The organism is Paraburkholderia sp. A3BS-1L, assembly GCF_051125215.1.
Taxonomy (GTDB): domain Bacteria; phylum Pseudomonadota; class Gammaproteobacteria; order Burkholderiales; family Burkholderiaceae; genus Paraburkholderia.
This window is the reverse complement of the sequence record NZ_CP120446.1, coordinates 308,694-327,801: the sequence shown is the minus strand read 5'-3', so window position 1 is coordinate 327,801 and position 19,108 is coordinate 308,694. Positions and strand designations below refer to the sequence as shown.

Below are 19,108 nucleotides of genomic sequence, written 5' to 3'. Positions count from 1 at the left end.
TCAGTTGCCGGTGGCGATGATTCGCATGTGATCCGAAAAATTGGATTTCGCGAGCTCTCGCAACCAACTCTCGTAGGACGTCACCTCGTCCCAGGCCTCGCCCACGGCCAACTGGAAGAGTATCGCCTCAGTTGCCCTGGCGATATGCTGCATGGGAAACTCGAAATGCTGGCGTGAAGATTCGGGCGAAAGCTCGACAAGCGCTTTCCATAGCTGACCGGCGCAGTCCGCGAGCCGGCGCCCTTCCCTGAATTCGCCCGGTGCGAAGTATTGCAGGTATGAAACGCCGCTCCCGGGTGGCCACTCCGAATCGATGTCGTAGCCGTTGAGCACGTATGCGATTTCGTCCTGCGAGCGCAGACCATGAAACCGCGCATGCGCAGCCATAAAACGCGCGGCCACGTGAGCGTTGCCCGTGATCGCCATGTATTCGTGACGATAATTCAGCTGGTGCGAGCCGACGGAAAAAACGCTCAGCAGGTAGCCTTCGTAGTCGAGGTCATTCTGGATACCAAGCAGCCATTGCCACTCCCGGAAGGTGATACCCTGCGCTTCGTCAATGATTAGCATCACATAATTTCTCTTCGCGTTATTCGCGAGCGCAATGAAGCGCTGTTTGCACAGGTAGATCCCTTCCGCTTTTTTCGGCGGTTTCGTCGGATGGGCGAATTCGAAGTGCGAAGCGAGCAGCAGTTGATGCCAGAATCCCGCCTCGCTTGTCTGACTGTCCGGACGGCGGTTCCACACCACCAGCGGCACCACGGCGCTCAAGCGCTCTTGCAGCACCTTTTCAACATACCACTGTACGCAGCGCGACTTGCCCAGCCGCGAGGCGCCATAGATGTAGCCGCCCGGTCGTAGCTGGTCGATCCATTCGCCGATCTGCTCGATCATTTCGTGCATGGGTGGCGTATATACCGCGTACTGTTTCGTCACGATGCAGTGTCGCGGATCGAAGCGCTCGGGCAGTGAGAACCGCATGGCCTACCTCGATTCCGCCATTCGACGTGGCGGGAGCGTGGCGCCCGGACCTGCGTGCTTCGGTGGGGCCGCCGCGCCGTGCCGCACCGGGCTGCGTGTGGCCTTACCGCTCGTGCTGTCGTCGCCGGAAGTGCCGCTGGCCGTCTGCCGGGCCCGAGTTGTCGCTGCGTCCAGCATGGCAGCCCCGATTGACGGGTCGGCAGCCGCAGACAATATGCGCCGTGCTTCCAGGTAGGCCGGATGGACCGGCAAGCGGTGATGCGCGTGGCTTTCTACATAACGCATGAAGACGTCGATGGCATCTGCGCCCGCCGGGATCGTGAACTGCCCGCGCGAACAGGCCTGACGGATTGCAGCACGAACGGAAAGACTGTGCGGCGAGATGTTCCAGGGCGGCGCCGCCCGCAGCACGCCGAGCGACATGCCGTCGAGTGTGGCGGCGAGCGCGACCCGGCAATCGTCCTCCTTGTGACAGACCACCCAGATCGCGGACCCGACGAGGTCGTGCCGATTGTGAAGCACCTCGTTCGTGTAGCGTCCGTAATAGAACTCGACAAACGGGACGCGCCCCGTCTGGGCGCCGCCGCGGACGATACAGCGCTTGCGAATGCTCAATAGTGCGTCTACAACGGCAGGATCGGCTCGACGTAAGGTTTGCTGCGAATGCTGATACAGGAACTTCGCATACGCCAGCGGCGTCCGGTTGCCGATGCCGCTGTGTGGCGTGGCGTTGTAGTTTGCGACGAGCACGTCAAGCAACTCTTCCGCATACTCGTACTGGAATCGGCTCGCCAGGGCAACCTCTTCTGGCTGCCGGCCCTTGCGGTCCTGAGGCTTGCCGCCAGTGGTGTTGGAAAGGCGCTGAAAGCCCTGTCCCGCCAGGTTACGAAAAAAAGCTTCGATGAATGGGCGGTCGTCCTTGCTTCGACGTCTCGAAAACGAGTTTTTTGGGTCGAGCACCGTGGCTCCAACCGCATCGCGCAGCGCATCGCGCACGTGCTGGCAGGTCTCCGCCAGGGCGCCGTCTACGCTGGTCTCATCCCAGCATAGTCCGGCGAAATCGTCGCCAAGCCCCGAGAGGAGCCCGGCTTCGGACAGATACGGTTTGTCGCAGAAACTCACCGGTCGCACGCACCACCGCTTCAATGCCCGTTTGAGCGCGCGCAGGACGTCGTCTTTTGATACTTCCCGCCTCATGCTGAAGTAGTAGCCGAGTACCGCGCGCGAAACCACCTCAAGGATCACGATGACCCAAAGGCGATGAACGATCTTCTCCTGGAAACCGCCCCCCATCAGGGGAAGCGACACACAAAAACGTCCGTCGAGCTTGTGCGCATCCATCTCGACACGCTGCATGAACTTCATAACCGGCCGTCCAGCGCCGTCCCCGGTCTTCAGCTTTGAGACCAGGTCCGGGCCGCCGCTCGTCGCGGCTAACGCTCTTGGGTTCGTCGACAGCACGCTGTCGACATACCGGCCAATCGAGACATAACCCAACCTTGTCGTATTAAACGGCCACTCGCCGCGCTGCTCATATCCAAGGCCACGAAGTTGGTCGAGAAGCCATGCGCAATAGCGCCTTTTCGACTGCTTCGTTTCGACCAGCCGCTTGCCTGAGACGCCCGCCAAAATACGTGCGTCGAATGCCTCGCGAAGGTCTGGCCGGGCATCGAGTAGTGCATGCAGGGCGCCAGCGCCGCCGCCACCAAATTGATCGAGTCGGACCTTGCGACACCGCCGGTAATGCTTGAGCCGCATCCACGGCACGAGCCCACGCCATCCATAGGGCCGCCCGTCTGGGTGGGTTTCGAGGCAACGTTCACGAATGAGGCGATAGGCCTGTTTTGCGCCAAGTGAGGTAAGGTGCTTAATGGTGTCGGCGGTTGCACCGGAAAGATACAGCGAGACCGCTTCCTTTCTCGCAAAATACAACGCTCGCCGGCTGCCTTCGAGCGCACCCTCATCGGGACTGGCCCACTGCGACGTGTCGATAGTTCGCCTGCCCATCGTCCGGGTGGAGCAGTAAAGGCTGTCGTCAACGTCGCCTGCTTCCATGGACGCTCCATAGCCCCCGCTCGCCAACAGCCAAGGGGCAGATGCCTATAGGACCATAGAGCGCTTTCGCAGGAATGCAAGGCGAAGATCGGCCGCAGCGTTGAAAAGGATACAAAATTGCTTGAACTGTCGGCCGAAGGAACAATTTTGCTTGAACTGTTTGCAAGCAATTTTGTTCCCGATGGTCGTGGCAGCCGCTAATTTCCGGCCGTCTAGTGGTAACAAAATTGCTTGCACCGACGACTTGGCCGTCAATGAAGTGTCGCCCCGTCACCCGATCGGGGTCCGCGACTTCTCGGCTGCGACTTTTGCCACCCGTATTGCACGATCGAAGCTGCGTTCCGCCGCCAACTGCTTTCGATCGACGATAACGATCCACGTGTCAAAGCTGTAGCGCCATTTAATCCGGCGCTCCTCGAGCAAATCTGAAAGCCAGCGCCAGATAGAGGCGTCGTCTGCGTTCGCGGCAACCGCTGCCTTGTTGCGCTCGCGTTGCATCATGTCCGTCAGTGGATCCACCATCACGATGCCACCATCCGAAGTGACGGACACCGAACCACCAGCTTGTCCGCGAGCGCCATCGGCAAACAGTGCGGCGCGATTTCGCCGTCGGTGCGCGGCAGCAGCGACGCCGCGCCCGATTCCGCCTGAACGCTGCCGTCATAGGTGCGCGTGGCCGTGCAATGAGGCCCGAAGATGACCGAGGTGATGTCCAGGGTGCGAATGCCCGAGCGTATCGGAGCCACATCGCTGTGCCGTCCGCCCCGCGCGCTCAAGCCATCTGCGCCGCGAGCAGCGCTTTCAGATCGCACGAGGAATCGGCTGCCTGCTCGCGCGTCGGACTCACACGCCGTTGCAGCATGCGTCGCGCGAGCATATGGTCGGCAGGGCAGTTGAACGATTCGACGCCCGTAAGCCGGTCGTGCCGGTAGCGAAACACCGAGAAGCTGCCGCTGCGCGGGTCGCCGCGCACTACGCTGCCGTCGAGGCGCCGCGCGACGCCTGCGATCTGCAGGCGCTCACCCGCCAGCTCGCTCCAGAAGATTGGCGTCGTGTCGTAGCAACTGGATGCGCCGAACACCGTGCGCGCGACGTGCCGGGCCTGATCGACGGCATTCTGCACCGACTCCAGCCGGATGAGGTCGCCACCGTCGAAGCCATACGGAAACGCAGCGCAATCGCCGATCGCTGAGATTGCCGGGTCAGCGCTACGCAAGCGAGCGTCGACGACGAAGCCGTTGAACACCGGAAGCCTGCACTCGAGACCCAGCTCGCAGTTTGGCTCGACGCCCGTCGCCACAAGCACCAGGTCTGCGGGCAATAGCGTGCCATCCACGAGCTCGAGCGCCTCGACGCGGCCGGCGGCGCCGCGCAACTGCGCCACACGCGCGTCGAACGTGAAGCGCACTCCGGCACGTTCGAGCCGGGCGGTGACATACGCCGACATGGTTGCCGAAAGCGCGCGCTTCATCGCCCGTTCGAGCGACTCGACGACATGCACATCGCAGCCGCACGCGGCTGCGATGCTCGCGACTTCGAGGCCGAGAAAACCCGCGCCGATTACCACGAGCCGCCGCGCAACGGACAATCGCGCTTTCAGCGCCACGGCATCGGCGAGCGTGCGCAGCGAGACCACGCCTTCGAGCGGAGCGCGGGCGAACGGCGACACACGATTGCGCGCGCCGGTCGCGAGAATCAGGTGGTCGTAGCCGAGCGCCGTACCCGATGCGAGCTCGAGCCTGCGCGCCGCCCGATCGATCGACACGACGCGCTCTCCCGCCAGCAGATCGACGTTCACTGCCGCGAACCAGTCCGCTTCTTCGAGGCGAAGGTCGTCCACATCGCTCATGCCGGCGAGCCAGGCCTTCGAAAGCGGCGGGCGCGAATACGGCAAGCCCGCCTCGTCGCCGATGATACGCAGCGCTCCCGCGTGTCCCTGCTCGCGAAGCGAGCTCGCCGCCTGCAGCGCTGCCTGTCCCGCTCCGACGATCACAATCGCGCCTGGATGGTCGTTCACGGCGCTTCCCCCACGTCATCGACACCGCATTGCAGCTTCTCCACCTTGATCGCCTTCGACGGGCACTTGCGCGCGGCCCCAGGACCTTCTCATACTGTGCCTCGTCGGGCTCCGTCTGCAGGAGACTGACGACGCCATCCTCGTCGCGCTGATCGAACACCTCGCTCGTGGATAACACGCAGAGTCCCGCTCCGACGCAAACGTCCTGATCGACGGACACCTTAAGTCTGAAATTCGCGTTTTTCACGTCCCACTCTCCTCGCCCGCGGGCAATCCGGTTCAATTCGGTTATGTCGAACTCGCGCATCGCCTAATGATCAGGACTGCATCCAGTTCCCGAATCAGAGGAGCGCCCTATTCCCTCAACGCCCAGCTTCGCGGCAAACGCACAGCCGGTCCAATACTGTTTTGCGCGATCGTGAGATCGAATTCCTATGATGCGACGCGAACGACCGGCTTCAGTGCGCGAGCGCGATGCCTGCCCGCTCGCGGTCCCAGCAATCGGGCGTAACGACCTCGGCGCGCAAGCGGTACTTCTCGACTCGCTCGCTCGGCGTCTTTGGCAACGTGCTGCGAAAGGCGACGTAGCGCGGAATCGCAAAATAGGCGAGACGAGGCTCGCACCAGGCGATCAGCTCGCACGCGCTGACACTCGCACCCGGGCGCAGCACCACGACGGCCTTGACCTCGTCCTCCCCGAGCTCCGAAGGCACGCCGACCACGCACGATTCGAGCACGGCTGGATGGCCGCCGATCACGGCCTCCACCTCGAACGACGAAATGTTCTCGCCGCGCCGGCGCAAGGCCTGCTTCTTTCGATCGACGTAATAGAAGTAGCCATCCGCATCCTGGGTCGCGAGATCCCCCGTATGGATCCACAGATCGCGGAACAGCTCCAGCGTCGCTTCCGGCTGCCGGTAATAACCCGTGGTACCCAGATGGGCGCGCTGCGGCCTCACGACGATCTCGCCGGGCTGGCCGGTTGGCACTTCGTTGCCATCCTCGTCGACGAGCCTGGCTTCGTAGCCGTTGATCGCCTTGCCGCACGATCCCGGACGGCGGTCTTCATAGGGATTCACGAGGCAGCCGCTGCATTCGGTCATGCCGTACAGCTCCAGCAGCCGCGTCTGAAAACGCTTCTCGAAGGCCTGCCAGATCTGGCGCGGGGCAGCGGCGCCGACCATCAGCCGAAGCGGGTTGTCGGCATCGAGCTCCGAAGGCGGCTGCTTCATCAGGATCGCCAGCATACTGCCGATGAACTTCGCCGACGTGCATTGCCAGCGCCGGCAATCGTCGAACATGCGGCTCGCAGAGAAGCGCTCGACGAGCACGGCCTTCGCACCGGCCAGAATGGCGGGGCCGGTCGTTCCGTGCGCGCTCGTGTGAAAGAACGGCAGGCCCGTATAGAGCACGTCGTCCTCGGTGTAGCGCGCATACTGGACCGCCTCGGCCCAGATGTCGTACCAGTAGTGATGGCTGATCATGACGCCCTTCGAGCGCCCGGTGGTGCCTGACGTGTACGAGATCGTCGACAGTTGCCGGAAGTCGACGCTCACCCCCGGTGCGCTTTCCGCGTACGCAAGCAGCGCGCCGAAGTGGAGCGCCTGCACGCCGTGCCACGCCGGCAAGCGCACGGCGTCGAACGCGCGCTCGCTTGCGAGGACGAGATGGCGCAGCTTCGGCAAACGCTCTGCGACGGCTTCCAGTGCCGCCACATAGGCAGGCTCGGTCACGAGCGCCACGCAATCGGCCTGATCGATCTGCCAGGTCAGCCCGTCGCCCTTGAGCGCCACGTTGATCGGAACGCAAACGGCGCCGATCTTTGCCAGGCCGAGCCAGGCGAGCATGAATTCGAGCCGGTTCGCAAGCATCAGCGCAACTTTGTCGTCGGGCCGCACACCCATGGCGAGGAAACCATTGGCGACACGGTTGCTCAACGCGTTCAACTGCTCGAACGTCACGGCGCTTTCGCGAAACTGCAAGACTTCGCGGTAAGGGAAATGGCGGGCCTTGTCCTCCAGTATCCGGCCGATTACGCGGTCGGTCTGACTGTACTCCGGCATCGTCCAGCTCGCCCATTTGCGCGCCGCGCGTTCGAACTTGTCATCCCACTGACCCATCGTTTTTCCTGTTGGCAATTGCTTTTGGCGACATGCGCGTCTGCGACATGCGCGTCTGCGACATGCGCCGCTTACTCAGGCGGGCACCGCGACGATAAGGCCGTCCAACTCAGGCGTGATCTCGATCTGGCAGCTCAGCCGGCTAGTTGCACCCTGCACACCGATACCTTCGAGCATGTCCCGCTCGAGGTCGCAGGCCTCGCCGACCAGGCTCATCCATGCCTCATCTACATGGACCGCACAAGTCGCGCAGCTACACGCACCGCCACACTCCGCAAGGATGCCTTCGATCATGTGATCGACTGCGCCTTGCATCACCGAACTGCCGAGCGGCACGTCGGCTTCCACGATCTGGCCATTCGCCTGGACATACTTGATAACGGGCATCACACACCTCTCTCTCATGCAATAAAACGATCACGCTTGCGCGCTGGCGACGAGCGTCTTCAGCGCGAACCCTTCATCGACCAGTTGCGCGGCGTCCACGTCGATCCGTTCGGCAATCAGCCGCTTGCTAGCCATAAATTCCTGAGGTCGGTTCACGCAGTCCGCCGCGACAAGCCGCCCCGCCTTCAGGTAGAACGCCGCGAAGCTGCGTCCCGCGGTGCGATCGCCGCGCACCACGAAGGTGTCGTAACCGTGATTGAGTCCCGCGATCTGCAGCTTGATGTCGTACTGATCCGACCAGAACCACGGCAGTGCGGCATAGGGTTTCGACTTGCCGCACAATGCCGCAGCCGAGCTCTTCGCCTGTTCGGTGGCGTTTGGCACGGATTCGAGCCGCACGGTCCCATACCATGGCGACGGATGCCGCGCGCAGTCCCCGGCCGCCACGATGTCCGGATCGCTCGTGCGCGCACAGGAGTCGACCACGATGCCGTCATCGACAGCGAGACCCGCGTTCGCGGCGAGCTCGACGTTCGGCAGCACGCCCACGCCGATCACGACCAGGTCCGCAGCCCAGCGCTCTCCGTCCCGCGAGACGACCTGCTCGACACGCCCGTCTCCTTCGAAGCGCGCGAGCGCGACGCCCGTACGGACCTCCACGCCGGCTTCGCGATGTACCCGTTCGAAGAACGCCGACACCTCGGGCGCGCTCACGCGAGCGAGCACGCGCGGCGCCATTTCGAGCACGCTCACGTGCATGCCGAGCTGGTGCAGAACAGCCGCCGTTTCGAGCCCGATATATCCGCCACCGACGATCACGGCGCGCTTTCCCGGACACACGTCAGCGCGAATGCGATCGATGTCCGCCATGCTGCGCAGATAGTGCACGCCCGGCAGACCCGCGCCGGGCAGCTCGACGGCGCGTACGCGCGTGCCGGTGCACAACGCGAGCTTGTCCCACGCGAGCGAGGCGCCCGAGGCGAGCGAGACGGATCGGCCCGCGCGGTCGATGGACACGACGCGTTCGCCGAGCCGGAACTCTATGTCGAAACGCGCATAGACTTCGGCGGCGCGGATCAGCAGTTCCTCGCGTCCCTTCTCCCCCGCCAGATAGGCCTTCGAGAGCGGCGGGCGATGATAGGGCAGATGCGGATCATCGCCGATCACAACGATGCGCCCGTCCCATCCTTCCTGGCGCAAGCCCGGCGCGAGTTGCGCCGCCGCATGGCTCGCGCCGACAATGATGCAGGTCCGGCTCATCTCTTCGGCTCCTTTGTCACTGCGCTGTGCTCCACGGCTCAAACGTTGAGATTCACAGCGACCGCCTTTACCTGCGTATAGAGCTCGATCGCATCGAAGCCGCGCTCGCGGCCCCAGCCGGATTGCTTGTACCCTCCGTATGGCAGCGTCGCGTCGGGCGAGGACAACGCGTTGACGTTGATGATGCCCGCCTCCATACGACTGGCCATCTTGTGCGCGCGTGCGAGGTTGCTCGTCCAGATGCTCGCGGCGAGGCCGTAGGTGGTCGCATTAGCGGCAGCGGCGATACGGTCGAGCTCGTCGTCGCTCTCGAACGACATCGCACAGAGCACCGGACCGAAAATCTCCTCGTCGTGCACCTTCATGCCCGGCTTAACGCCGGTCAGCACGGTCGGCTGCACGAAATACCCGCGCTCGCCATTCGAACCACCGCCGGCGGCGAGTGTCGCGCCCTCTTCCTGACCACTATGGATATAGCCCGCCACGCGATCGAGCTGCCGCCGCGAAATGACCGGCCCCATCTCCGTGCCCGCGTCGAGCCCGTGGCCAAGCTTCATGGCGTTCGCGCGCTGCGTGATGCGTTCCAGCATCTCGTCGAAGGCCCGTTCGTGCACATACAGGCGCGAGCCGGCCGCGCAGATCTGGCCCGCGTGAAAAAAGATCGACGAGCACACGCCGGCGGCGGTGGCTTCGAGATTCGCGTCTGGAAAAACGATGACAGGTGATTTGCCGCCCAGCTCCAGCGAGACGCGCTTGAGATTGCCGCTAGCGGCCTGGAGAATGCGCCGGCCCGTTTCGCCCGAGCCGGTGAAGGCCACCTTGTCGATACCGGGATGTGCCGCAATAGCAGCGCCGACCGGATTGCCGAAGCCAGTCACGATATTGAGCACGCCAGGCGGAACACCCGCTTCGAGTGCGAGTTCACCCAGGCGCAGCGCGGTCAGCGGCGTCTGTTCCGAAGGCTTGAGGATGACTGTGCAGCCGGCCGCGAGCGCCGGTGCGATCTTCCACATCGCCATGTTCAGCGGGAAATTCCATGGAATGATCTGGCCGACCACACCGACCGGCTCACGCAATGTGTACGCGTGCCATTCCCCGGGCAACGAGACGTTGGCCGTTTCGCCGCCCATCTTCGTTGTCCAGCCCGCCATGTAGCGCAGCATCTCGACAATGCCTGCCACATCGCCATTAAGACAGAACCGCAGCGGCTTGCCGCTGTTGATGCATTCGAGCTCGGCAAGCTCGTCGCTGTTAGCTTCGATCAAGTTCGCAAAGCGCAGCATGATGCGCGTGCGCTCCGCTGGCGAGACCTTGCGCCACGCTCCTTCGAATGCGCGGCGCGCGGCGTCGACCGCGCGATCCACGTCGGCGGTGCCGCCCTGCGCGACCGTCGCGATGCGCTCGCCCGTGCCAGGGTCGATGATCTCGGTGCGCTCGCCACTCTGTGCCTCGACCCTACGGCCGTCGATGAGAAGTTGATGCGTGCGAGCGAGAAAGGCGCGGGCCGCGGCCCCGAGCGCCGGATGAAGTGCTGTCGTCATGCCTGAGTCCTTGCGAGTCGGAAGGTGTGCGCTGCGCTCATTTGCCGAGCAGTTGGCGCGCGATGATGAGCCGGTGAATCTCGTTCGTGCCTTCGAGTATCTGATTGAGCTTCGCGTCGCGCATGAAGCGCTCCACCGGATATTCAGTCGAGTAGCCATAGGAACCGTGCACCTGCACGGCTTCCAGCGCCACCTCCATGGCCACGTCGGTCACGTAGCACTTGGACATGGAGGAGAGCAGCGTGAGGCGGCCCGTATCGCCGTCGTCGATTTCCTGGGTGCTGCTGTAGAGCAGCGTGCGTGCTGCCTCGATCTTCATGGCCATGTCCGCGAGCTTGAACTGAATGGCCTGGAAGTCGCCGATGCGCTTGCCGAACTGGCGCCGCTCCTGCGCATAGCGCACCGATTCGTCGAGCGCCGCCTGCGCGAGACCGAGCGACGACGCGGCAACCGAAGGACGGTTCAGATCGAGAATGCGCATGCACGCCTTGAAGCCGTTACCCTCATCGCCCAGCAAACAGTCGGCATCCACCCGCATGTTCTCGAAGAACACCTGATAGCTCGGCGAGCCGTGGCGCCCCATCTTCACTTCCTTGCGCCCGATCTTCAGGCCCGGCGTTTTCGTGTCCACCAGGAACACACTGATGCCGTCATGTCCGCGGCCTTCCGAAGTCCGCGCGAACACCAGCATGTAGTGCGCCTGCGCGGCCCACGTGATCCAGCTCTTCTGCCCGTCGATCACGTAGCTGTTCCCGTCGCGGCGCGCGCGCGTGCGAATGGCGGAAACATCCGAACCCGCCTCCGGCTCCGTGATGGCCACAGCGGAAATCGTGCGCCCTTTGGCCGCCTCGGTCAGATAACGGTCTTTTTGCGCGGCGGTGCCAAAATGCAGAAGCGGCAAAATCAGGCCGATCGAATTGTTCGCGCACAGCGTGGAGGCGGCGAGCGATGCCTTGCCGATTTCCTCCTTCGCGATGCACACCGAGGTCAGATCGCCACCCGGCCCGCCATATTCCTCCGGCACCCACATCTGCAACAGGCCGAGATCGCCGAACACCTCGACCAGTTCCTCGGGAAAACGGCGCGTCTCTTCCATGCCAGGAACGAGCGGCCGTACCTGCTCGTCCGCCACGCGACGCACCATCTCGCGCAGCATCTGCTGCTCTTCGCTGAATTTCACTTCAATCTCCCTGTGCAGGCTTGCTCACGTCGCGAAAACCCAGTGCTCGCATCGCCGGTTCATCGGTCACGCGAACCAGTTGGGACCAGTCGGCAAGACCTTCGAAGCTGAAGGCGTGCCAGCACGGCGCGACCGCGACGTCGCCGCGCGTGAGCTCGACCGTGCCGAAATGCTCGATGGCCATGCGGACACTGCCTTCGACCACTGTGTAGAGGTTGTTGTCGATGCGCTTCGCCTGTTCGTGCGTGGCGCCGCGCTTGAGTCCCAGCATATGCACGCCGGTCGTATGCAGACCGTGCGTGTCGAGCTCGACGGTGCCCTGTTCGCGTGCCATGCGCGCGAGATGCGCGCCCTTGTGCCTGAGCGGCGAATCCGGCGCGTCGCCCATGGCGGGCTCGTTGCGCTGCGGATGATCCTCAAAGAACATGCATTCGAGGTTCTGCACGAGCGGCACGTCGAGGAAGTCGATCCAGAATGCGGGCGTGTCGCCGCTGTTGCTATGGCCATGCCAGTGCCACGAGGGCGTGAGCACGACATCGCCTGGCGCGACCTCAATGCGCACGCCGTTGACGATCGTGCAGGTTTCGCTGCCTGCGTCGAGAATCAGGCGCAGCGCGTTTGGCGCGTGACGATGCGAGCGCGCAGTTTCGCTGGGCAGCACGAGCTGATACGCCGCGACCAGGTTGCGGCACGTCGGATAGATGTTGTCCGCAACCGGATTCACCATGATCAGATTGCGCCGCTCGGCAAGCTCCGGCGAAACGAAGGAACATGCCGAATCCAGCGCGGCGCGAGCCTGCGCATAGCGCCAGACAGCCGGCACGAACCGCGAGCGCGGAGCCGCCCACATCTGGGGCACTTTCTTCGCCCAGCCCGGCGAAAGCGCCTGTGCGCGCAGATCCTCGAAATATTCGGGGGGCCCCGCCTGCATGGGTGCATCAACTTGGGACATCGACCTCTCCAATCAATTTGCATTCCGAATCTTTTGCGTTTTACCGGTGGCTACGCTGCGTACGTATTGCTCAGACGGCAAGTCCGGTCTTTGCGGCGTCCCACACGGCGTGGCCACCCACGGTGCCTTGCACCACCTGCACGCTCATGACGCCCACGCCGTCGATCACAATCTCGATTACGTCACCGTCCCTCACGGGACCGACGCCCGCCGGCGTGCCGGTAGCGATGATGTCGCCCGGCTCGAGCGTCATCACAGCCGACGACATTGCGATCATCTCGGGGATGTCGACGATCAGATCGCGTGTCGTCGCGGATTGCCGCTCTTCTCCATTCACGAGCAGACGCATGCAGATAGCGTCGAAATTGGTGATTTCGTCCGCCGTCGTGATCCACGGCCCAGTCGGACAGAACGTGTCATAAGACTTGCGCATGACGCGCTCCTCCTTGCCGCGCACGACCATGTCGATCAGACAGGTGAAGCCGAACACATATTCGCGGCTTTGCTCGCGGGAGACCGCACGGCCACGCTTGCCGATGATGATGCCGAGCTCGCATTCGTGATGAATCTCGCGTCCGTCGAGCGCCGGCAGCACGATCGGGTCGGCGGGCCCGCTGAGGCTCGAATTCGCCTTCAGAAAAAATCCCTGGCCGCTCGCCTGGAACTTCGAAACCACGCCGCCGTTCGAGCCGTGCTTCATCTCGTCGATATGCGCGTGGTAGTTGGCCGGAAACGCGATGACCTTGTTCGGCCATTGCACGGGTGCGTCGAGCCGCACTTCGTCGAGCGGCCGTCCCTCGCGCCCGCGCGCGGCGGCCTCCAGGGCCGCGCGGCGCGCGGGCCAGCCTTCGATCAGGCGGACCATCCCGACGGGCGGCCAGGCTTGCGGATCTATGCCGGCAACCTCCGTGACATCGACGACGCGGCCGGCCTCGACCACACCGATATGCCCGTGATTGAACGAAACCAGTTTCATCGTGCGCTCGCCTCCTCGCAAGCGATGGGCTGTACGGCGAGCGGATGCACGCCGCGCACGATGTCGACGAGCGCCTGCAAATCGTCGGGCAGCGCATCGGCGCGCCACGCAACGTGACCGTCGGGACGCACGAGCACCAGCGCACGCTCGTACAGGCCGCGAACCCTAGCGTCGTCGATGTCCTCGACCTGCAGCGGCAGGCCGACCGCGCGTGCGGCAGCCTCCAGCGGGGCGGTATCGACGGCGCGATCGAAACGCACCAGCACGAATCCGCGACCGAACAGATCGAGCGTCGAGCGGCCAGGCGCAAGCCATGCGTGCGGAGCCCGATGACCCGGACGCGCGGTCTGCGCATAGGTGTTGACCGTGTCCTCCGGCTCGGGTGTGCCGTCGGGCACCACGATCGACGAGCCTTCGTAGCGGAAGCCGAGATGAATACCGATCGTGTACCACTCGCGCTTCATCATCTGCGTGTAGGCGTCGCCGAAGATCCGGCGTGCCACGTCGCCCTCGGGGCCGGGCTCGAACACCTTCGCGTTGAGGTTCTCGCGCGGCGTGAGCATCAGCTTGAGATTGTTGGTCGCCTCGGTCACGTTGCGGATCGCCACGGGACGGCGCTCGAACTCGTAGGTATCGAGCAGGTGCGCCCCACCCCAGCCTTCGACCATCCCCTGCAGCTTCCAGCCCAGATCGACCGAATCCTGGATGCCCATATTCATGCCGAAGCCGCCCGTCGGAGAAGTCAGATGCGCCGCGTCGCCGGCGATCTTCACGCGCGCCGTGCCATAGTTGTCCGCCACCAGTTGCCGACGGATCCACGGCATCAGCGAAACGATGCGAAACTCGAAATCGTCGCGGCCCACCGCGCGCCGGAACGCTGTGGCGACCTCTTCTTCCGAAAGCGTGCGCATCGTGCCGTCACCAACAATCGAGAAGCGCCACCAGTTGCGGCCATTGATGGCGACCACCGTGCTCCAGGTGCCTTCCGGCCCGATGAAGATGTAGCGGTAGCCCGGCTTCTTCTCATGCAGCCCTTCAAGCCCTTCGCATTCGATGATCGCGTTGGTCGTGTAGGTCAGTGCCGGCGTGCCACTCATGCGAATGCCGAGCTGCTCTTTCACACGGCTCGCTCCTCCGTCGCAGCCGACAAGGTACTGGCATTCGATGGTTTCCTCTGCACCGGTTACGAGGTTGCGCATGCGCACCGTAACGCCGTCCGCGTGCTCTTCGTGCGAGAGATACTCCGTCTGATAACGGATGTCGACGCGGCCGCTGCGTTGCGCGAAGCGCGTGAGCACGGGGTCGAAGAAGTTCTGCGGGCAGCGTTCGCGCTTTTGCGGACTTTGCTCCGGCTTCGCCTCGTCCCGCACGCTCGGAAACGCCTCGCGTCCGAATTCGTAACCACCGTGCAGCTTCGAGACCCACGCGTAGTCTTGCGGATAATCGCGGTTGTAGCCGGCGTTCTCCACATCCTCCACAATGCCCCAGCGGCGGCAGAACTCCATCGTGCGGATGCCGACCATATCCATCTTCGGCTGAAAGACCTTGCCCTCACCGCGCTCGAGCAGCATGCACGGCACGCCGCGCCAGCCAAGATCGCCCGCCAGCGACAGGCCGATCGGCCCTGCCCCCACGATCACGACGGGCGTATGGCCCGCGGTGTTCTGATTCGTCATAAGTGAAAGTTCCCTCGTGCTTGCGTTGTTTGCCTCAACGCCGGAAAGTGGTCCAGCGTTTCGATGTAGAGGCAATTTAGCAAGCGGGAGCGCTAGCCGACCAATACTGTTTGCAAAGGGTTTGAGAGGATATTCCTCTTGTCCCGCACACCAACATTCTTCGTCTGACTGGATCGGAAAATCGTATTGGCGCTGCGTGAACGCGCGTGACTATCCTGTGTGCGTCGCTTGGCATCGCATGGCCGGTGCAACACGACAGGAGGAGAATCGGAAAGTATTTTGTTGGCTTACCGAAATATAAAAGATCGAAACGCTGCCATGAACTGATCTGGAAACGACGGACCGTGGTCTGCACCGGCGCCACGCAGCGCCTGGCATAACGATACAAATACAGGAGACGAAGTTGAAAATTGCAAAGGCATTGGCAGGCGCACTTGCGCTAACGTCCGGGGCATCGGCGTTCGCTCAGGGCAGCGTGACACTTTACGGGATCCTCGACGAAGGGGTTAACTACGTCAACAACGTCCAGACGGCCAAGGCAGGAGCGCCGAACGGCCGTACCGGAGCGAGCCAGTGGATGATGGCCAGTTCGGTCATGCAGGGCACGCGCTGGGGGCTTCGCGGCAGTGAGGATCTGGGCGGCGGCTACAAGGCGATCTTCGTCGTCGAAAGCGGATTCGATGTGGGTACGGGCAAGTTCCAGCAAGGCGGGACGTTCTTCGGGCGCCAGTCGTGGGTAGGGATCTCGAGCAACACGTGGGGGAGCCTGACGCTCGGGCGCCAGTACGACTCCATCGTCGATTCGATCGGTGTGATGCAGGCGGGCTCTTACGGCATGGGTGCATTTGCGGATCACCCCGGCGATATCGACAACGTGGCCGATGTCGAGCGAGTCAACAATGCGATCAAGTACACGAGTCCCAATCTCCGGGGGCTCACGCTCACCGGGCTCTACAGCCCCGGCGGCGTTGCCGGATCGTTCGGCAGGAACAGTATCTGGTCGTTGGGCGCGCACTATGACTTCGCCGCATTGAGCATGGCCGCGGGCTACATGCATATCCAGAATCCGAACCAGTCGTTTTGGGGCAACAACGCGACCAGTTCGACCACGGGTAACAACCTTGGCGCAGTGAGCGGCGTGCAATCGAACCCGATCTTCGGCGGCTTCGCGTCCGCTCGCACGCTCAACATCTTCTCGGCTGCGTCGCAGTACACGCTCGGCTCGCTGACTGTGGGCGGCGGCTATTCGAACATCCGTTTCGAGAGTCTGAACTATGGTCCGTCGGGCACGCTGAGTCTCACGAATCCGTTCGGGTATACCGGCAATGCCGTGTTCAATAACTACAACATCTACACGGCCTACTGGATTTCGCCCGCTCTCCTCCTCGGTGCTTCGTACAACTACCTGCGCGGTGGTGCGATCGACGGAAAAGATAGCGCGGCCTACCAGACGATTAACGCCGGTGTCGATTACTTTCTTTCGAAGCGCACGGACGTCTATTTCACGGGCGCCTATATGAAGGCCGCGGGCGTCGATTCGACCAGACAGGCGGCGGTCCCGTATATCGTCACGCTGACGCCATCCAACACGTCGAGGCAAGTCGTCGCCCGTATCGGCATCCGTCACAAGTTCTAGGTCAGTGCCGCCTCATTTTTCCACTGATATTTAAACGGGAGACGCACTGTGAGCGATCTGGAGTTCGACTATGTAATCGTCGGCGCGGGAGCGGCTGGCTGCACATTGGCCAATCAGCTTTCCGCGCAACTGGACGTGACAGTGTGTCTCCTCGAAGCCGGTCCAATGGACAAGCACCCGACAGTCCGGGTGCCGGCCGGCTTCACGAGGGTCATTGGCAACGCCAGCCGAACCTGGTCATTCGAGACAGAGCCGACGGTGCAGACGGCAAACCGTTCAATCCCGCTGATTCAGGGGAAAATGCTGGGCGGCTCGACCTCGCTCAACGGCATGGTGTACGTTCGCGGACAACGAGCCGACTTCGACGCCTGGGCCGCATTGGGCAATCCCGGCTGGAGCTATAAGGAGGTTCTCCCGTTCTTCCGGGCACTGGAAAGCCGGACCTTTGGCGAGCCCGAGTACAGCGGCCGATCAGGTCCTGTGAACGTCACCCGCGTACGTTGGCGGGATCCCGCCTGCTCCGCTTTCATGGAAGCCGCAGTCGAAAACGGCCTGCCCATCAATCCCGACTACAACGGACGCGAGCAGAAAGGAGTCGACTTTACGCAAGCCACCATTCACAGGCGTCGACGGGTGAGCGCCTCAACGGCCTTCCTCCAGACGGCGACGCGCCGGCGCAATCTGCACGTCGTCACGCACGCCGTTGCAGAGCGTATACTCTTCAGCACTAACAGAGCGGTTGGCGTGCGTTATGTCCGCGATGGCCAACCCATGTCGGTGAAAGCGCGTCGCGAAGTGATCGTGTCCGCCGGAACGATCAACACAGCCCGTCTTCTGCAGATCTCAGGCGTAGGCGATCCTGACTGGCTGGTGCAGCTAGGCGTGCCGCTCGTGAACGCATTACCCGGTGTAGGGCGAAATCTGCGTGACCATTATCTTTGCACGCTCGTTGCTGGCGGCCAGCGCTTTCGCTCGATCAACCAGCTTGCCGCGTGGCCGCGTCTCGGGTTGCAGCTTGCGCGCTATGTGCTCGGCGCGGTCAGCATTCTCGAATTGCCGCCGCCCGTGATGCACTGCTTCATGAAATCCGCCGACGATGGTCGTGACGCCGATATTCAGGGGGTCTTCACACCAGCGAGCAACCATCGTGTTCACAGCGCAAAGCTCGACAGTGCCGCCGGCATGACGTTCGGATTCTGGCAGCACCGCCCAATGAGCTCCGGCTATGTGCGCGCCGTGTCAACCTCGCTCTGCGAACAGCCACTCATTCAGCCCAACTATCTCGCCGACGAACGCGATCGCGCGGTCGTGGTGGCCGGCTTCCGGCTAATGAGGAATCTGCTTCGCAGCCAAAGCCTGAAGCCCTATATCCGCGAGGAAACCTTGCCCGGCGAGCACGTAGAGACCGACGAGGCGCTGCTCCAGTTCGCGCAGCAGACTGGGCGCACGGCCTATCACTTCGTGGGCACCGCATCGATGGGTCCGGCCAGTAACCGGCTGAGCGTCGTGGGCGCCGACCTCCGCGTTCACCGGATGGAAAGCTTGCGGGTCGTCGACGCATCGATCATGCCGCAAATGATCTCCGGCAATACCCAGGCCACGACCATGATGCTGGCACTCAAGGCCGCGGACATCATCCGCCGGCAAAGCCGCTGACGTTTTCGAGACAGTGCTGCAGTTGCAGGATCTCACAATGAACCGACCCGCAATAGCCTAGCGCCTGCAAGCGCGCCTCGCCGAGGTCCGCGCTCGCAACTGTCGACAAAGCCTCCGGCTGGTACGCCTCGACGAGCAGCACCATCGAGGCCGGATCTGACGCCGTTCCGGAGTGACGGCGCTCGGCCGTGTCGATATCGGACGCCGCAACGTCCTTCGTCGCGAGGTGGACCGCCGCGATGCCGGGACGCGACGCGAGCACCGGCACCAGCGCTTCGCGTATCCGTGCTCGCAGTGCGTCATCAGGGACGCTGGCGAAGCGCAATGTCAGCAACCAGGCGCCGATGCCGCTGCCTATCGACCTATCGACGCACATCGCGGCGCGGGTCGAGTCGCGGAAATGCTGCATCGAACGCCGCGTCCATGACGTCGGGTGATTGAGGCGCTCCAGATACGCTTTGTCATACAACACCGCGCGGTCGCGCAGTTCGTAAAGGATAAAGATGCGCGTCTTTGAGCCGACGCCGGCAAAGCGCCGGCCACGGCGAAAGCCATCGAGCGCCAGACGCTCCGGCAAATGCTCGCGGCTATGCCACTCCAGCAGATCGGTTTCATGCCCGAACGGCACGTCGAGCCAGGCCACGATGATGGTCTCGCCAAGGAGCGCCATC

Annotated in this window: 16 protein-coding genes; 2 read left to right on the top strand and 14 right to left on the bottom strand. The window is 63.1% G+C overall.

Annotated elements, in window-relative coordinates; translation table 11 throughout:
* The 13 genes from P5W99_RS37040 to P5W99_RS36980 form a co-directional block, all read right to left on the bottom strand.
* The gene (locus P5W99_RS37040) at window positions 1-894 is read right to left on the bottom strand and encodes an ATP-binding protein (RefSeq protein ID WP_434668228.1); all 894 of its coding nucleotides are present in this window, start codon (window positions 892-894) and stop codon (window positions 1-3) included.
* Window positions 895-984: 90 nt separating this feature from the next.
* A complete protein-coding gene (locus P5W99_RS37035) occupies window positions 985-3,036 on the bottom strand; it encodes a hypothetical protein (RefSeq protein WP_434668225.1) in 2,052 nt (683 codons plus the stop codon).
* A 270-nt stretch (window positions 3,037-3,306) separates the two neighbouring features.
* Entirely contained in the window at window positions 3,307-3,588 is a 282-nt protein-coding gene (locus P5W99_RS37030) for a hypothetical protein (RefSeq protein WP_434668222.1), read from the bottom strand.
* Window positions 3,558-3,782 carry a hypothetical protein gene (locus tag P5W99_RS37025; protein ID WP_434668219.1) on the bottom strand — a complete coding sequence of 75 codons (225 nt, stop codon included), beginning with the start codon at window positions 3,780-3,782 and terminating at the stop codon, window positions 3,558-3,560. The genes P5W99_RS37030 and P5W99_RS37025 overlap by 31 nt, the downstream gene beginning before the upstream one ends.
* Window positions 3,783-3,808: 26 nt before the next feature.
* Window positions 3,809-5,053 carry an NAD(P)/FAD-dependent oxidoreductase gene (locus tag P5W99_RS37020; RefSeq protein ID WP_434668217.1) on the bottom strand — a complete coding sequence of 415 codons (1,245 nt, stop codon included), beginning with the start codon at window positions 5,051-5,053 and terminating at the stop codon, window positions 3,809-3,811.
* Window positions 5,054-5,511: 458 nt separating this feature from the next.
* Window positions 5,512-7,173 (bottom strand): ATP-dependent acyl-CoA ligase, encoded by a 1,662-nt coding sequence (locus P5W99_RS37015; protein ID WP_434668214.1) that lies wholly within the window; start codon window positions 7,171-7,173, stop codon window positions 5,512-5,514.
* Between the two features lie 75 nt (window positions 7,174-7,248).
* A complete protein-coding gene (locus tag P5W99_RS37010; RefSeq protein ID WP_434668211.1) occupies window positions 7,249-7,560 on the bottom strand; it encodes a 2Fe-2S iron-sulfur cluster-binding protein in 312 nt (103 codons plus the stop codon).
* A gap of 30 nt (window positions 7,561-7,590) precedes the next feature.
* Complete coding sequence (locus P5W99_RS37005) at window positions 7,591-8,820, bottom strand: NAD(P)/FAD-dependent oxidoreductase (protein WP_434668208.1); 1,230 nt, start codon at window positions 8,818-8,820, stop codon at window positions 7,591-7,593.
* A 38-nt stretch (window positions 8,821-8,858) separates the two neighbouring features.
* Complete coding sequence (locus P5W99_RS37000) at window positions 8,859-10,361, bottom strand: aldehyde dehydrogenase family protein (protein ID WP_434668205.1); 1,503 nt, start codon at window positions 10,359-10,361, stop codon at window positions 8,859-8,861.
* A 37-nt stretch (window positions 10,362-10,398) separates the two neighbouring features.
* Entirely contained in the window at window positions 10,399-11,541 is a 1,143-nt protein-coding gene (locus P5W99_RS36995; RefSeq protein WP_434668202.1) for an acyl-CoA dehydrogenase family protein, read from the bottom strand.
* Window position 11,542: 1 nt separating this feature from the next.
* Window positions 11,543-12,493 (bottom strand): cupin domain-containing protein, encoded by a 951-nt coding sequence (locus P5W99_RS36990; RefSeq protein WP_434668199.1) that lies wholly within the window; start codon window positions 12,491-12,493, stop codon window positions 11,543-11,545.
* A 70-nt stretch (window positions 12,494-12,563) separates the two neighbouring features.
* Complete coding sequence (locus P5W99_RS36985) at window positions 12,564-13,469, bottom strand: fumarylacetoacetate hydrolase family protein (RefSeq protein ID WP_434668196.1); 906 nt, start codon at window positions 13,467-13,469, stop codon at window positions 12,564-12,566.
* The gene (locus P5W99_RS36980; protein WP_434668193.1) at window positions 13,466-15,145 is read right to left on the bottom strand and encodes an FAD-dependent oxidoreductase; all 1,680 of its coding nucleotides are present in this window, start codon (window positions 15,143-15,145) and stop codon (window positions 13,466-13,468) included. Before P5W99_RS36980 ends, P5W99_RS36985 begins: the two co-directional genes overlap by 4 nt.
* Window positions 15,146-15,548: 403 nt before the next feature.
* Here P5W99_RS36980 and P5W99_RS36975 point away from each other — a divergent pair, with 403 nt between their 5' ends.
* Both P5W99_RS36975 and P5W99_RS36970 read left to right on the top strand, forming a co-directional pair.
* Window positions 15,549-16,781, top strand: coding sequence for a porin (locus tag P5W99_RS36975; RefSeq protein ID WP_434668190.1), 1,233 nt, complete (start codon window positions 15,549-15,551; stop codon window positions 16,779-16,781).
* Window positions 16,782-16,829: 48 nt separating this feature from the next.
* Window positions 16,830-18,437 (top strand): GMC family oxidoreductase, encoded by a 1,608-nt coding sequence (locus tag P5W99_RS36970; protein WP_434668187.1) that lies wholly within the window; start codon window positions 16,830-16,832, stop codon window positions 18,435-18,437.
* Here the strand turns inward: P5W99_RS36970 and P5W99_RS36965 are convergent.
* The gene (locus P5W99_RS36965) at window positions 18,415-19,107 is read right to left on the bottom strand and encodes a hypothetical protein (protein ID WP_434668184.1); all 693 of its coding nucleotides are present in this window, start codon (window positions 19,105-19,107) and stop codon (window positions 18,415-18,417) included. The two genes, P5W99_RS36970 and P5W99_RS36965, sit on opposite strands and share 23 nt — an antisense overlap.
* Between the last annotated feature and the right edge of the window lies 1 nt (window position 19,108).

Coding starts and splice junctions, on each gene's coding strand:
- P5W99_RS37040 (WP_434668228.1), bottom strand. CDS start 894: ATGATCGAGCAGATCGGCGAATGGATCGACCAGCTACGACCGGGCGGC.
- P5W99_RS37035 (WP_434668225.1), bottom strand. CDS start 3,036: ATGGAAGCAGGCGACGTTGACGACAGCCTTTACTGCTCCACCCGGACG.
- P5W99_RS37015 (WP_434668214.1), bottom strand. CDS start 7,173: ATGGGTCAGTGGGATGACAAGTTCGAACGCGCGGCGCGCAAATGGGCG.
- P5W99_RS37010 (WP_434668211.1), bottom strand. CDS start 7,560: ATGCCCGTTATCAAGTATGTCCAGGCGAATGGCCAGATCGTGGAAGCC.
- P5W99_RS37005 (WP_434668208.1), bottom strand. CDS start 8,820: ATGAGCCGGACCTGCATCATTGTCGGCGCGAGCCATGCGGCGGCGCAA.
- P5W99_RS37000 (WP_434668205.1), bottom strand. CDS start 10,361: ATGACGACAGCACTTCATCCGGCGCTCGGGGCCGCGGCCCGCGCCTTT.
- P5W99_RS36990 (WP_434668199.1), bottom strand. CDS start 12,493: ATGTCCCAAGTTGATGCACCCATGCAGGCGGGGCCCCCCGAATATTTC.
- P5W99_RS36985 (WP_434668196.1), bottom strand. CDS start 13,469: ATGAAACTGGTTTCGTTCAATCACGGGCATATCGGTGTGGTCGAGGCC.
- P5W99_RS36980 (WP_434668193.1), bottom strand. CDS start 15,145: ATGACGAATCAGAACACCGCGGGCCATACGCCCGTCGTGATCGTGGGG.
- P5W99_RS36965 (WP_434668184.1), bottom strand. CDS start 19,107: ATGGCGCTCCTTGGCGAGACCATCATCGTGGCCTGGCTCGACGTGCCG.